Consider the following 14,034-nt stretch of genomic DNA (forward strand, 5'->3'; position numbering starts at 1 on the left):
AGATAATAAATTTATATTTAACCGCAGCAGTTATAACACAGCAAGCTCATACCAGCTTAGCTCGTTAAGTTCTGTTAATATACTAAATTATTAGATTTATATATTAACAATATAGTTGAAATTTGCATATTTTGAATAATTTACGTACAATACTAACTAAATCCCCTATCCTTTAACCAATATGCCTAAAGAAAGCCCAAACCTAAATAAAGTTACCATGGAAGCCAACGGAAAAATTGGAGGCTATAGCTTTCAGCAAGATAGTATAAGTAATCAACTTGCCTTTGCCTTTGGTGGCCCCGATGGCGAAAAAGAAGCAGAAAGAATATTTAGGGAAGCTCAAGAAAATTTTCCGCAACCAGTACAGATGAGAGAGAGAAAAGCGTTTATTGAGGAGGAGGTAAGGAAAATAACTCGCCGACTAGACGAAGATTTTCGCAAGGGTTTAAGTGAGATATTTGATTTTGGAAAAATAAAAGACAAGCCGCCATCATCTCAAGACATAGAAGCTTTAAATGCTAGTGCTATTGCACTGATGAAAAACTTAGGATTAAATATTGATCCAGACAATGTTAAAACTCACTACGATGCAGGGCCACCTCAGTTATTTCAAATTACTTTTATTATTAAGCCGACGCTTAATCTTACCAACAATGAATCCAGTATCAATAAATTGGCGAATTTATATGCAAATAATTGTGACTTAAAAACGCGAGAAGAATTTAATAGTTCCTGGAAGGACCATGTCCAGAACGCCAAATCAGGCGGGCCTAAAATGTCTAAAGAGGAATTTTCTAAAGTCGCAGATGAATCATTCAGGGAAACTTTAGCGCAACGGCAAGCAGCCAAACAAGATGCTAATGTTAAAATGGATAGCGTAGAAATGGATGATTTAACCCGAAGTAGTCCTAAATTAAATTAATTTGTAAAATTCACATCTTTTTGTGTTTATTATCACAATTTAATATAATTTCTTTACTAGCACCTATCCTTTCCTTCCCAAAAACCAAGTAAAATATAATAAATAAACCCCTAAGTCCTTATTTTTATTCTATATCTTTTATTTTTTTAATGCACTCTAACATAATTATGTCTAAAATTAACCTTAGGATTATAAAAAACCAACTACGCTATGACAGCAACAGCAGAAGACCAGTCCTTGCAAGGAATTGCCCAATTAATGGTGCATGAAAATCTTCTAGATAAGGTTAAGGCCTTAGAGTATCAGCATATTGCACAAAATAATCGACAAACATTGCTGCAATACCTTGTATCTAATCATATTTTAGAAGCGAATAGAATAGCCTTAATTATCGCCCAAAACTTTGGTGTACCTTTATTAGACTTAGACAGCATCGACCCAGATATTATTCCAATTTCCCTTGTTAACGATAAATTAATTGGTCGTCATTGTATTATCCCTCTATATACGCATGGCAATCATCTATATTTGGCAACTGATGATCCAAGTAAACAAACGGCGTTAAAAGAAGTCCAATTTCATACTGGCTTACATACGAATGCCATTGTGGTTGAAACAGATAAATTAGCTAAATTAATTGATAAATTTCTATATGAGAAGGAAAGTGAAGGGTTAGCCAGCTATGGTGCTAGCGATGATGGCTATGAAGGTATAGAAATTAATTCAGGTGAAGAAGAACCCGAGGAGAATACTCTTAAACAAGAAGATGCGCCCATTGTCAGATTCGTTAATAAAATTATTATAGAAGCTATTAAAAAAGGTGTTTCTGATATTCATTTTGAACCTTTTGAGAAAGATTATCGTATCCGCTATCGTTTAGATGGTATTTTAACAGAAGTAGCAATACCGCCAGCTAGTTTAGCAAGCAGGATAACCTCAAGAATCAAAGTCATGTCTAATTTAGATATCTCAGAGAGACGTGTCCCCCAAGACGGACGTTTCAAAATGAGATTATCTAAAACACGATCCATTGATTTTAGAATTAGTACTTGTCCTACGGTGGGCGGTGAAAAAGTAGTTATGCGTATTCTAGATCCAGGCGCTACCAAACTTGGTATCGAATCCTTAGGTTTTAATCCTATTCAAAAACAACATTTTTTACGGACTATAGAAAAGCCACAAGGCATGATTCTAGTTACAGGTCCAACGGGTAGTGGTAAAACAGTTACGCTTTATACGGCCTTAAATCTACTTAATACAAAAGAGGTAAATATCTCCACTGCCGAAGATCCTGTAGAAATTAAACTCCAAGGGATTAATCAGGTCAATATTAACCCTAAAGCCGGATTAACTTTTTCTGGCGCCTTAAGAGCCTTCTTACGTCAAGACCCAGATATTATCATGGTTGGGGAGATAAGAGACTTAGAAACAGCAGAAATTAGTATTAAAGCCGCACAAACTGGACACCTAGTTTTATCTACCTTGCATACTAACAGCGCTGCAGAAACGTTAACACGTTTGAGTAATATGGGCGTTCCGTCTTTTAATATTGCAAGCTCTGTAAGTTTAATTATTGCACAACGTTTAGCGCGGCGTTTATGTGATCAATGCAAGTCAATTCGGGATGATTTAACACCCCAAAGCTTAGTTGAGCTAGGATTTAGCGAAAAAGAAGCACAAAGCATTCAACTATATAAAGCGACGGGATGTCATTATTGTTCAAATAAGGGTTATAGAGGGCGAATTGGCCTTTTTGAAATTATGCCGATGTCAAAAGAAATTGGTAAAGTTATCATGTCTGGCGGTAATTCATTTGATATTTTACGTCAAGCTCAAGCAGAAGGATTAACAACAATTTATCAGGCTGGGCTTGAAAAAATTAAAGAGGGTGTTACAACACTTGAAGAGGTCAATCGAGTAACGATTGAGTAAAATTTTATGGATAAAACTAAAACAACAGTTGATACATATCGTTGGGAAGGAGTAAACCGTTCAGGCCAAAAGGTAAGTGGCTTGATTGAATCCAATAGTATAGCTATTGCTAAAGCTAGCTTAAGAAAACAAGGCATTATTACCAACAAAGTCATTAAAAAACGAAAATCTCTCTTTGACAAAAAGAATCGAAAGATTACTACTGCTGATATTACCGCCTTTACTCGTCAACTAGCGACTATGCTTAATGCGGGCATACCTCTTATACAGTCTTTTGATATTATTGCCCGAGGACAAACCAATCAAAAAGTTAAGACGCTTATTGAAGAAATAAAGAAGGATGTTGAATCAGGACTGACATTAACGGAAGCGTTAAAGAAGCATCCTAAATTTTTTAATGAACTTTATTATAACTTAGTCGATGCCGGTGAAAAATCAGGATCACTTGATATTATGCTCGCTAAAATTGCTACTTATAAGGAAAAAATAGAAAGGATTAAGAAGAAGATTAAAAAAGCTCTAACCTACCCTATTGCTGTCATTGTAATAGCCTTTTTGGTAACAGCTGCCTTATTAATTTTTGTGGTGCCGCAATTTGAATCACTCTTTAAAGGTTTCGGCGCAGATTTACCCGCTTTAACAAGAGGCGTTATTAGTTTATCTGAATTTTTTCAAGCTTATTGGTATATCATCTTTGGTGTCATTGGCATCGCTATTTTTGCTTTTATCCGGGCAAAAAATACTTCTCCACAGTTTGCTCATACCATTGATCGGCTAATGCTTAAATTTCCTATTATTGGGACTATTTTACAAAAAGCAGCTATTGCCCGTTTTGCACGCACATTATCAATAACATTTGCAGCAGGACTACCTTTAGTCGATGCTTTACGTGCGGTTGCTGGCGCAACGGGTAATATTCTCTATGCGCAAGCAACAGATAAAATACGAGAGGAAGTTTCCAATGGCCAACAAATACGTGTAGCTATGGATAATACCCATCTATTTCCAAGCATGGTCGTGCAAATGATTGCAATTGGTGAAGAATCAGGTGCATTAGAACAAATGCTTTCAAAAGTAGCTGACTTTTACGAGGAAGAAGTTGATAATGCTGTAGATTCCTTAAGTAGCTTAATTGAACCTATCATTATGTCAATATTAGGAATTCTTGTGGGCGGGTTAGTTGTTGCTATGTACTTACCTATCTTTAAACTTGGCTCAGTGGTCTAATGGTGATATTCGATAATCAATTTATAGAATTAAACAGTCCTTTATTTTATTTTTTTATTGCTCTTCTTGCACTCATTATTGGTAGTCTACTAAATGTTATTATTTACAGGCTTCCATTAATGCTAAAACAAGAGCAGTTAGCTGATTGTGCTGATTTATTAAATTTACCTGAAGTCAAAGATAAAAAGATTAATCTTTTTATGCCCCGATCATTTTGTCCTAATTGTCATAAAACGATTAAAGCTATTCATAATATTCCTGTCATTAGTTACCTTTTTTTACGGGGTCGTTGCCACTCTTGTCGCTCTTTTATTCCTTGGCGTTATCCCCTAATTGAACTATCCAGTATGTTGTTAGCTTTATATGCAAGCTGGTATTTTGGTTTTAACCTTTCCTTAGTTTTCGCGTTATTATTTATTTGGATAAATATTTGTTTAATTTTTATTGATCTTGACCACCAATTATTACCTGACAGCTTAACTTTACTATTATTATGGCTTGGTTTGATTGCCAATACAGAGAATTTATTTATAACTTTGCCTAATGCCGTATTAAGTGCCGCTGGCGCTTATTTAGTACTCTGGCTACTAATAAAAGCCCATTATCTCATTACTGGCAAAATTGGTATGGGCCATGGTGATTTTAAATTGTTTGCTGCTTTTGGCGCATGGTTTGGTTGGACAGCATTACCTTTGATACTTTTATTCTCATCTATCACGGGTACTATTGTTGGTTTAATTTATTTAAATTTAAAAAAACAATCTAGAAACACACCTATTTCTTTTGGACCATTTCTTTGCTTTGCAGGACTTATTACCTTGTTTTGGGGACAAAAAATCCTTACTTGGTATTTAAATTACTGGCATTAAGATACTTATGAAAGAGTTATTTGCCCTTAGGTTTTATTACGATGTTTTGCTAAAGCTGAGAAAAACTCAGGTTTATTAAGTCCTATTTCTGCAAAGATTTGTGGGACTTTATCCCAGCTATTTTCTTTATCAATACTTTCAACAATAAGGTCAAAGCCTTTTCTCTTATCAGAATCAACGCCCCAACCATTAATATAGCAAAGGCCTCGTAAGCGTTTTGCCTCAATATGGCCTAAATTGTCTGCAGCTAACAAATATGCATGAGCTTCTTCATATAATTGTTGTTGCTGGCGTTTGTTACTAGGGTTTGCAAATAATTCTTCTTGTTCTATTTCCTCGCGAAATTTTCCTTCCTCAAGGAGTTTACTACCTAATAGATATTGTGCCTCAATAGAATCTAAAGAGGCCGCAGCGCGGTAACACTCATTTACCATGACTTCTGCAAAAGGAAATTTTTTTCTGTTCTTTACAGATTGATAAATTTTCGCCAAATTCATATACAAACCAATTTCTTTTGCAATTGCTTCATCAGAGGTAGGATTGAGTGCACGATCATGCTTTAAAGCCTTAAGCTTTTTTTTCATTGATCGGATGGTAAATCGAGTAAAAAAATTCATGAATAACTCCTACTAAGTTGGCGGAGGCACAGAAATTAACCAATGCAAGGTATATATCCCACTAATAATTAGCACTATAAGAATCAATATTTGCAAAATGACTAATAATGTTTCTTTACTACTGTTTTTCATAACATTTTTTCGGGGACTATCCTCTTCGGGCTTAGCCAAGCCATACAATTCATTTTCAATGGAATTTGAGGTTAAATAAGCAATAAAAGTAGCTAAAATAGCAGGCAAGAAAAAAATTAAAAAAATAATTGTATGAGCCCCTATATCTGTAAAATTATAATGTTGTTTAAGGTTTTCACTCCAAATATAAATAAAAGATGGAACATTATAGTTAAGGTGCCAAATTAAATTGGGTAAAATAAAAAGTGAAAAAATAAGCAACGACAAACCCGCAACTAAGCTAATTATACTTATAATAAATAAAGTTTTATTATGCTGGTATCTATCATATTCCATAATTTTACCTACAAACTGTAAGTGCTCAGCTCCTACCATAAAACGGCCATATTTGGCGCACCTTGCACGAAAATGATAATTCAAAGCCTGTTCCCCCTGTAAATGGGGGGATACTCACATAGATAGCTATGCTGTGCTTTTTCAGCATCATTTTTGTGAAACCTGCATCCAAATCTAACCGTTCACCAAGATATTGAAATATCCCCTACTATTACCACAATCCTTAATTAATTAATCAAAAATTGTATAGCCTTTTTTTACCCCTAATAATTTAATTATCGTCTCTATTTGCTGTTTTGTAATCCTATTTATTGATAAAGGAGGCAATTTATCAATAGAAAAAAACCCAATATCAATAATTTCATGATCACTAGCAAAGTGACCGCCTAGTACTTCACACTCAAAGATACATTTATATATGTATGGCCAGTGAGGTGGGTGATCATGTCGCGCTGTATCCCAAAGCGCTAGCAGTCTTGTTGCTTTACAAAGGAGGCCTGTTTCTTCCTTAACTTCTTTTACAATACATTCTGAAGGCGATAAATTTACATCAGCCCATCCCCCTGGTAAAGACCATTTACCATCTTGTTTTTCTTGCACGAATAATAATTTATTTTCTTTAAAAATCACCGCCCTAACGTCAATTTTAGGTGAAGCATACCCAGCTTCAGCCAAGAATTTTACTTTTAGAGCGCTGGCTTCGTCATCTTTTATAGTAAATAATTTTGCTGATACAGCCATTAACTGCTCATAGCGCGCTCTATCATAAATATCATTACAATAAGCTAGCCCTGTTTGAGCAATAGCTTGTATTTCATTTGCGATAGCTAATAAATTTTTAGTGTTTAAAAGAGTTTCTTTCATAGTTAGTTTAGATGATTGATCATCTCGTTGTTCAAACACTTCAAGAGTCAAGACCAGTTAGAAAAAGCACCTTTACATAACTTATATAAACCTTTTAGCACTATTTCCACTAATACTTTGTTAAAGAACTGTTTGGAAAAACTTTACTATTCAACATAGCAGAAGAAATGTTGGTTGCCAAGCAATACTAAATTTGGCATTGGAGTTCCTAGAATATAGCAATATATTGCTTATTTCCTGTTATGATTGGAATAGATTAAATTAGTGGAATTTACATGAAACGTCATGCATTTATCATTTCAGATGGAACCGGGATTACTGCAGAAAACCTAGCGCATAGCTTACTAACTCAGTTTAGCAATATTGAGTTTGAGAAACATATTACGCCCTATATTGACACGTTAGCCAAAGCTCAAATAGCCGTTGAACAAATTAATCGTATCTTTGAAAAAACCGGCGTTAAACCTTTAGTGTTTATGACTTTAATTAATTCCGATATTACTAATACTATTAAACAAGCGAGTGCTTGTGTATTAGATTTATTTAACACCTTTCTCGGTCCTTTAGAAAAAGAATTAGGTGAAAAATCATCATACACTGTAGGAAGAGCGCATGGCTTCTCACAAGCTTATACTTACCGCATTATTGCAGTTGATTATGCATTAGCTCACGATGATGGCGTAAAAATAAAAGGCTACGAACAGGCGGATATTATTTTAATAGGCGTTTCTCGATGTGGTAAAACACCAAGTTGCTTATACATGGCACTACATTTTGGTATCCTTGCAGCAAATTACCCTTTTACTGAAGATGAATTAAGTTACTCTCGCCTTCCTGAAAGCTTACGTCCCTATAAAAATAAATTATTTGGCTTAACTATTGATCCAGAAAGACTACAACAAATACGTAATGAACGCAGGCCTCATAGCCGTTATGCTTCTGCTGAACAATGTCGGTTAGAAGTGGCAGAAGTAGAAGTCATGTATAAACATGAAAATATTCCTTACTTAAATACTACTCGGTATTCTGTAGAAGAAATAGCTACTAAAATTATTAGCATTGCTGGTATACCGCGGAAGTTCTGAATTAATAGGAAAAGAATGTTGGACCAAGTGGCTAAACCTAATTATAAAAATTTTGTCATGCCCGCCTAGGCAGGCATCCTTTCGTCAAGCTAAGTTAATGTTAAATCGAACTAAGTACGTTAGTATTTCTTAAGACTAAAACAACTTTTATTATTTACTTAGTGCCAAACTCTCAATGGTTACCCGCCTACGCGGGTAAGACAATTCACTGGATATGACTAGAGATATAGCAACTATATTAATCAAACTTGCCATAGGGCCATAAAATCAGTAACAGGCAAGGTACTTAATACGTTGGTATCATTCATAACTTGCAATATCTGATCGAATTTTTCATCCCTAAAACGGCTCTTAAGATTACGCTCAAATTTTTCTAATAAAACAGGTATTCCTTCTTGCCGACGACGTTTATGACCGATTGGGTATTCGACTGTAATCAAATCAGTCTCACTACCATCTTTAAAAATTATTTTAAGGCTATTAGCAATAGAACGTTTCTCTGGATCGTGATAATCCCTTGAAAATTGCTGATTTTCGGTGACAACCATTTTTGCTCTTAACTCATCAATACGAGGATCAGCAGCTGTAGTATCTTCATAATGTTCAGCTCTTAAATCGCCATATATTAAGCCTATAGCTATCATATATTGCAAACAATGATCTCTATCTGCTGGATTATGTAATGCCCCTTGTTTACTAATAATTCTGATAGCAGATTCATGAGTAATAATTTCAATGCGTGCAATACTATCTAATTTTTCTTGCACTTGTGTATGCAGTTTAACGGCACATTCAACAGCCGTCTGAGCATGGAATTCAGCAGGATAAGATAGTTTAAACAAAACATTTTCCATTACATAATTGCCATAGGGCCTTTGGAATTTAAATTCATTTTGTTTAAATAATACATCATAAAAGCCCCATTTAGGTACTGTCAAAGCACTGGGATAGCCCATTTCCTTTTGCTTTGCTATTAACGCTAATCTAACGGCGCGTGATGTAGCATCACCTGCAGCCCAGGACTTTCGTGAGCCAGCATTAGGTGCATGCCTGTAGGTTCTTAAACTTTGACCATCTACAAAAACCTGAGACAACGCATTTAACATCATATCTCGGTCACATCCTAACAACCAACTTGCGACAGCAACACTAGCAACTTTTACTAAAATAACATGATCAAGACCGACTCGATTAAAGCTGTTTTCCAGCGCCAAACATCCTTGAATCTCATGTGCTTTAATCATAGCAGTAAGTACATCATACATTGTAAGACCTGGACGGCCTTCAGATTGAGCTTGACGACTTACATAATCTGCTACTGCAAGAATAGCTCCTAAATTATCAGAGGGATGACCCCACTCAGCAGCTAGCCAAGTATCATTAAAATCAAGCCATCGAACCATAGCACCAATATTAAAAGCAGCTTGAATGGGATCAAGTTCATAATTAGTACCCGGAACTCGAGCACCACCTGGTAAATCTGCACCAGGAACTACCGGTCCTAATAATTTAGTACATTCAGGAAAATTAAGCGCTAATATGCCACAACCTAAAGTGTCCATCAGACAAAAGCGTGCTGTTTCATAAGCTGTGACACTGTCAATCTGATAGTTTAAAACATAGTCAACGATATCAACAATAACCTGGTCATAATCAGGTTTAATATTATCTTCAACATAGGTATTCATTTATTCTCTATCCTTAATAGCTACAAAAGGACGTGGCGCCGGACCTGTATATTCTGAACTTGGCCTAATCAAACGATTATCTGCTCGTTGTTCAAAGACATGAGCTGCCCAGCCCGTAATTCTAGACATGACAAAAATAGGTGTAAATAAAGGTGTGGGAATATCACCATAATGGTAAGCAGAAGCACTATAAAAATCTAAATTAGGAAATAATTTCTTTTCACGACGCATCACCGATTCAACGCGTTCAGAAATTTCAAATAATAAAGTATCTTTTTTAGCTTCTGCTAGTTTTTTTGACCAGGCTTTAATAATATCAGAACGTGGATCAGAATCTTTATATACCCGATGTCCAAATCCCATGATTTTTGCCTTGTTAGCTAACATAAGCATTAGTTTTTCTTCAGCATCATCAGGCGATTTAAATTGTTCTAATAACTCCATAGCAGCCTCATTAGCACCACCATGTAAAGGTCCGCGTAGTGTGCCTATCGCTGAAGTAATTGCAGAGTAAAAGTCAGCCAAGGTAGCGGCCGTTACTCTAGCTGCAAAAGTAGAAGCATTAAACTCATGCTCAGCATATAAAATTAAGGAAACATCCATCATTTGCCGTTCAAGCTCCGTCGGCTCTCGGCCATGTAGTAAGGAAAGAAAATGACCACCAACTGTCTTTTCCTCACTTAAGCCATTAATTTCTTTTCCATGAAAATGGTAGATATACCAAAAGCACATGATCCCAGGAAACAAGGCAAGTAACCTATCAGCAATATCGTATTGTTGAGAAAACTCATGCTCTGGCTCTAATGTTCCTAAGACTGAACAGGCAGTACGGAGTACATCCATAGGATGAGCTTGCTTTGGAATAAGCTTTAACACATTTATCAAAATAGTCGGTATATGCCTTAAACCAATAAGCTTTTCCGTATAAGTATTTAATTCATTTTGATTAGGTAGACGACCGTAATGGAGTAAGTATGCTACCTCTTCAAAAGAAGCTCGCTCGGCTAAATCATTAATAGAATATCCACGATAATTAAGGCCGCTTCCTTCTTGCCCTACAGTAGCAATAGCTGATTGTCCAACAATAACGCCAGCCAATCCGGCTGTATTATTTACCATCTTGTTCCTCCATTAATTGATCTAACTGCCTTTCATAATTATGGTAACCTAACACTTCATATAGCTCATTTCTTGTTTGCATTTCGGCAAGCATTTTTACTTGTGTCCCGTCAGCTAATATTGTTTTGTAAACTGATAAAGCAGCTTTAGACATTGCTCGAAAAGCACTTAAAGGGTAAAGAATCAATTTTATACCTACTTCAGCTAACTCTTCTGCAGTAAACATTGGCGTTTTACCAAATTCAGTAATGTTCGCTAAAACAGGTACGCCAACAGCCTGGGTAAACTGCCGATAATCTGCTAAAGATGTAATCGCTTCAGCAAAAATCATATCAGCACCTATTTCAGCATAATACTGGGCTCTTTCAATTGCAGCACTTAAGCCTTCCATTGCGTAGGCATCCGTTCTAGCCATAATAACAAAATTTTCATCTAGGCGTGCATCTACTGCAGCTTTAATTCGGTTGCCCATTTCAGTTTTTGAAACAACTTCTTTATTAGGCCTATGTCCGCAACGTTTAGCAAGAACCTGATCTTCAATGTGAATAGCGGCAACACCTGCGCTTTCCATAAGTTTAACGGTCCGCGCAATATTAAAAGCATGTCCCCAGCCTGTATCAACATCAACTAATAACGGTAAGGAGGACACTTGAACAATGCGTCGCACATCTTCTAAAACGTCAGTTAAATTTGTCATCCCTAAATCAGGTAAGCCATAAGAGGCATTAGCAATGCCTGCACCTGAGAGATAAATTGCCTGGCACCCTGCCTGCTCAGCTAGCATGGCACAATATGCGTTAATAGTACCTACAATTTGCAAGGGAGGTTGTTTAGCGACTAATTCACGAAAGACCTGTCCTTTTGAACTAACCATTACCTAGTTCCTTTTAGTCAGTAAATGAACTTTTTATCATGACATTAAGCCGATAGCAACTTAAAGTTATAGCAGTATAATTTATGAAATAAATCTAATGCAAAGATAAGATTTGAAATTTAAACCAATCTATTTCAATTGAGGTAAAAATCTGGCTACAGAAAAATTTTTTACGCTGAATTAAATAAGAGGCATTTTTATGCCTCTTATTTTCCAAGTCTATTACTTAGGTGAAACTTCTTTCCACCAACTTGTTTTAGTCTCAGTAGCCCAATGCTGGTCACGCATACGTGAAACAAAGGCTTCAGTTTTCTCAGGTGTAGAAGAGTCTTGATTAAGTTTTATACACCAATCCCAATCACCCATAGTAGACCACATCTTTTCTACGCCATCCCACTTTGCCATAGCATTTATTTCAGACCAAGGCTTATTCGTTTTCATAAAAATTACGCTATTCCATGCTTTCATTTTAGTCCTCATTAAAAAATTAATTTAAACTGAAGTTATAACTTCAGTTTATTTATCTTAGTCTAATTCTTTAAATCTTGCTAATTTTTAGTAAGGCTTATTTACCTTGCATAAGAAATTAAATTTATTCAAAATTAGAAGTTAACTAAATTGCTTAATGTCTACTAATGAAAAAAGGATTTTTCCTAGCTTGTGCTGCATGGCTTTTACCCCTAACCTCTTTTGCTGCTCAAACAGAAGTAGCGAAAAGCTGGAATACGCTAACTTTTAATATTAAGCATAATAACTACCGCTTTTATTTAGAGCCCCAGTTACGTATTCAAGATGCGCCAAATAAGTTAGATCAAGTACTTAATAATGTAGGATTAGGCTATCTTATTAGTCCTGCACTAACCTTATGGGCAGGAACAACATCACTAATTATTGGTTCATTATCCGATGAGATACCGCATAGTAGAGAGTTTAGAATTTGGCAGCAAATAAGCGCATCACATAAAATTCAACAATATGATTTACAATGGCGGACAAGGCTTGAAGAACGTAAACGAGAACACTTTTCTGATTTAAATTATCGTCTGCGCACTCGATTAACTGTCGAGCACCCTTTCTATAAAGCTTTTAGCGTAGTCTGGTATGATGAATTTTTCATCAATTTAAATAGGCCAATTTGGATTACTAGCAAAACAGCCGATCAAAATCGCTTCTTTATTGGCATGGATTACCAAGCTACTAAAACTTGGACGGTAAGTGTGGGCTATTTGAATCAGTACATTTTTACTAAACCACCTATAATAGGCCACGTTGCTTCATTTCATCTTAAGTGGGAAAATAATTAAGCAAAAAGTCTTGGCTTAAATGACAAGCTGGCCTTTTAGATACCACCTACAATAACCTGACATATAAACACGACTATCTTGTACTTCACAAAAGATATCTCCTTTACGTTCTAAGCCTTGTATTGCATGCAACTGGGTTTTACCTAATCGTTTAGACCAATACGGTGCTAATACGCAATGCGCAGAACCGGTAACTGGATCTTCAGCAATATTATGTTTAGGGTAAAAGCAGCGAGAATAGAAATCCGCTTCTCTACCTACACTAGATAAAATTAATCCACGTTTTGGTAAATTTGCTAACCTAATTAAGTTAACTTGGGCCAGCAAAACATGTTCTTCTTCTGCAAGGATGGCCAAATAATCTAATTCACTTTCATATAATTCGGTTATTGGTTGATCAACTACCGATTCAATTAACTCAGAAACCTTAGAGTTTTGGTAATTAAGTCGCGGAAAATCCAATGTATAGAGCTCGCCACGTTTTCCTACACTAATAGAGCCACTTAAGCTAGAAAACTCAATCGTGTCTTTTTCACTTTTCCCTAATTCAAATAAAACAAATCCTGCTGCCAATGTTGCGTGCCCACATAAACTGACTTCACCTTTAGGAGTAAACCAACGAATATAAAGGCTAGAATTGTTCTCTATGATAAAAGCAGTTTCAGAAAGATTATTTTCAGAGGCAATAGCCTGCATTAATTCATCATTAAGCCAATTATCTAAAAGACATACAGCTGCAGGATTACCATGGAATATTTTATCGGTAAATGCATCTATTTGAAAAATTTCAATACTGTCCATGGTTCGACCTCGAAAATTGAACTATAGAGTTGCTACATAACTTGTACATTTTGCTTTAGTGCAAGCGTAAACATTTCGAGAAGCGGAGTTTACATAGCGTAGGAGCACCGCAGCAATAAAGTAAAAGTCGCTGGTTATGCAAGCACTCTTTTAAAGAATGAGGGTGAAGATTACCTATCTCGGCTTAAATTAGCAAGTTCCTTATAGGAAATAAAACAAGAGAAATTATAGATCAATTTCTTGGCAAAGGCGTTAACTAAAACA

14 protein-coding genes are annotated in these 14,034 nt (G+C 35.8%); 6 read left to right on the top strand and 8 right to left on the bottom strand.

Features of this window, described 5'->3' with window-relative positions; genetic code table 11:
* The first annotated feature begins 181 nt into the window (after positions 1-181).
* The 4 genes from E1P04_RS11255 (at position 182) to E1P04_RS11270 (ending at position 4,950) form a co-directional block, all read left to right on the top strand.
* Positions 182-922, top strand: a complete 741-nt coding sequence (locus E1P04_RS11255; protein WP_131783006.1) for a hypothetical protein — start codon at positions 182-184, stop codon at positions 920-922.
* 210 nt (positions 923-1,132) lie between these two features.
* Positions 1,133-2,854, top strand: coding sequence for a type IV-A pilus assembly ATPase PilB (gene pilB / locus E1P04_RS11260; protein WP_131783007.1), 1,722 nt, complete (start codon positions 1,133-1,135; stop codon positions 2,852-2,854).
* Between the two features lie 6 nt (positions 2,855-2,860).
* Positions 2,861-4,081, top strand: a complete 1,221-nt coding sequence (locus E1P04_RS11265) for a type II secretion system F family protein (RefSeq protein WP_131783008.1) — start codon at positions 2,861-2,863, stop codon at positions 4,079-4,081.
* On the top strand, positions 4,081-4,950 hold the full coding sequence (locus E1P04_RS11270) for a prepilin peptidase (RefSeq protein ID WP_131783009.1): 870 nt from the start codon (positions 4,081-4,083) through the stop codon (positions 4,948-4,950). Before E1P04_RS11265 ends, E1P04_RS11270 begins: the two co-directional genes overlap by 1 nt.
* A 26-nt stretch (positions 4,951-4,976) precedes the next feature.
* Here the strand turns inward: E1P04_RS11270 and E1P04_RS11275 are convergent, their stop codons facing one another.
* The 3 genes from E1P04_RS11275 to E1P04_RS11285 all read right to left on the bottom strand — a co-directional run bounded on the left by E1P04_RS11275 (position 4,977) and on the right by E1P04_RS11285 (position 6,938).
* Positions 4,977-5,567, bottom strand: coding sequence for an SEL1-like repeat protein (locus E1P04_RS11275; RefSeq protein ID WP_131783010.1), 591 nt, complete (start codon positions 5,565-5,567; stop codon positions 4,977-4,979).
* 12 nt (positions 5,568-5,579) lie between these two features.
* Positions 5,580-6,119, bottom strand: coding sequence for a hypothetical protein (locus E1P04_RS11280; RefSeq protein ID WP_131783011.1), 540 nt, complete (start codon positions 6,117-6,119; stop codon positions 5,580-5,582).
* 147 nt (positions 6,120-6,266) lie between these two features.
* Positions 6,267-6,938 carry an NUDIX hydrolase gene (locus tag E1P04_RS11285; RefSeq protein WP_242604445.1) on the bottom strand — a complete coding sequence of 224 codons (672 nt, stop codon included), beginning with the start codon at positions 6,936-6,938 and terminating at the stop codon, positions 6,267-6,269.
* A 236-nt stretch (positions 6,939-7,174) separates the two neighbouring features.
* On the opposite strand from E1P04_RS11285, the gene ppsR reads away from it, so the two are divergent.
* On the top strand, positions 7,175-7,984 hold the full coding sequence (ppsR, locus tag E1P04_RS11290) for a posphoenolpyruvate synthetase regulatory kinase/phosphorylase PpsR (RefSeq protein WP_131783012.1): 810 nt from the start codon (positions 7,175-7,177) through the stop codon (positions 7,982-7,984).
* Positions 7,985-8,226: 242 nt separating this feature from the next.
* Here ppsR and E1P04_RS11295 read toward each other — a convergent pair whose 3' ends face one another.
* The 4 genes from E1P04_RS11295 to E1P04_RS11310 all read right to left on the bottom strand — a co-directional run bounded on the left by E1P04_RS11295 (position 8,227) and on the right by E1P04_RS11310 (position 12,133).
* Positions 8,227-9,672, bottom strand: a complete 1,446-nt coding sequence (locus tag E1P04_RS11295; RefSeq protein WP_131783013.1) for a bifunctional 2-methylcitrate dehydratase/aconitate hydratase — start codon at positions 9,670-9,672, stop codon at positions 8,227-8,229.
* Complete coding sequence (prpC, locus tag E1P04_RS11300) at positions 9,673-10,791, bottom strand: bifunctional 2-methylcitrate synthase/citrate synthase (RefSeq protein ID WP_131783014.1); 1,119 nt, start codon at positions 10,789-10,791, stop codon at positions 9,673-9,675.
* Entirely contained in the window at positions 10,781-11,665 is an 885-nt protein-coding gene (gene prpB, locus E1P04_RS11305) for a methylisocitrate lyase (protein ID WP_131783015.1), read from the bottom strand. Before prpB ends, prpC begins: the two co-directional genes overlap by 11 nt.
* 222 nt (positions 11,666-11,887) lie before the next feature.
* On the bottom strand, positions 11,888-12,133 hold the full coding sequence (locus E1P04_RS11310; RefSeq protein ID WP_115331291.1) for a hypothetical protein: 246 nt from the start codon (positions 12,131-12,133) through the stop codon (positions 11,888-11,890).
* 167 nt (positions 12,134-12,300) lie between these two features.
* Between E1P04_RS11310 and E1P04_RS11315 the strand changes: the two genes are divergently transcribed.
* Positions 12,301-12,969: a DUF2490 domain-containing protein gene (locus E1P04_RS11315; protein WP_131783016.1), complete on the top strand. Its 669-nt coding sequence runs from the start codon at positions 12,301-12,303 to the stop codon at positions 12,967-12,969.
* Between the two features lie 15 nt (positions 12,970-12,984).
* On the opposite strand, the gene E1P04_RS11320 is transcribed toward E1P04_RS11315, so the two are convergent.
* Positions 12,985-13,770, bottom strand: a complete 786-nt coding sequence (locus E1P04_RS11320; RefSeq protein ID WP_131783017.1) for a PhzF family phenazine biosynthesis protein — start codon at positions 13,768-13,770, stop codon at positions 12,985-12,987.
* Between the last annotated feature and the right edge of the window lie 264 nt (positions 13,771-14,034).

It is taken from the genome of Legionella gresilensis (assembly GCF_900639865.1).
Lineage (GTDB): Bacteria > Pseudomonadota > Gammaproteobacteria > Legionellales > Legionellaceae > Legionella_C > Legionella_C gresilensis.

What these genes read in the sequence shown, in the direction of transcription:
- E1P04_RS11255 (WP_131783006.1), top strand. Translation starts at nt 182, where the DNA reads ATGCCTAAAGAAAGCCCAAACCTAAATAAAGTTACCATGGAAGCCAAC.
- pilB (WP_131783007.1), top strand. Translation starts at nt 1,133, where the DNA reads ATGACAGCAACAGCAGAAGACCAGTCCTTGCAAGGAATTGCCCAATTA.
- E1P04_RS11265 (WP_131783008.1), top strand. Translation starts at nt 2,861, where the DNA reads ATGGATAAAACTAAAACAACAGTTGATACATATCGTTGGGAAGGAGTA.
- E1P04_RS11270 (WP_131783009.1), top strand. Translation starts at nt 4,081, where the DNA reads ATGGTGATATTCGATAATCAATTTATAGAATTAAACAGTCCTTTATTT.
- E1P04_RS11275 (WP_131783010.1), bottom strand. Translation starts at nt 5,567, where the DNA reads ATGAATTTTTTTACTCGATTTACCATCCGATCAATGAAAAAAAAGCTT.
- ppsR (WP_131783012.1), top strand. Translation starts at nt 7,175, where the DNA reads ATGAAACGTCATGCATTTATCATTTCAGATGGAACCGGGATTACTGCA.
- E1P04_RS11295 (WP_131783013.1), bottom strand. Translation starts at nt 9,672, where the DNA reads ATGAATACCTATGTTGAAGATAATATTAAACCTGATTATGACCAGGTT.
- prpC (WP_131783014.1), bottom strand. Translation starts at nt 10,791, where the DNA reads ATGGTAAATAATACAGCCGGATTGGCTGGCGTTATTGTTGGACAATCA.
- prpB (WP_131783015.1), bottom strand. Translation starts at nt 11,665, where the DNA reads ATGGTTAGTTCAAAAGGACAGGTCTTTCGTGAATTAGTCGCTAAACAA.
- E1P04_RS11310 (WP_115331291.1), bottom strand. Translation starts at nt 12,133, where the DNA reads ATGAAAGCATGGAATAGCGTAATTTTTATGAAAACGAATAAGCCTTGG.
- E1P04_RS11315 (WP_131783016.1), top strand. Translation starts at nt 12,301, where the DNA reads ATGAAAAAAGGATTTTTCCTAGCTTGTGCTGCATGGCTTTTACCCCTA.
- E1P04_RS11320 (WP_131783017.1), bottom strand. Translation starts at nt 13,770, where the DNA reads ATGGACAGTATTGAAATTTTTCAAATAGATGCATTTACCGATAAAATA.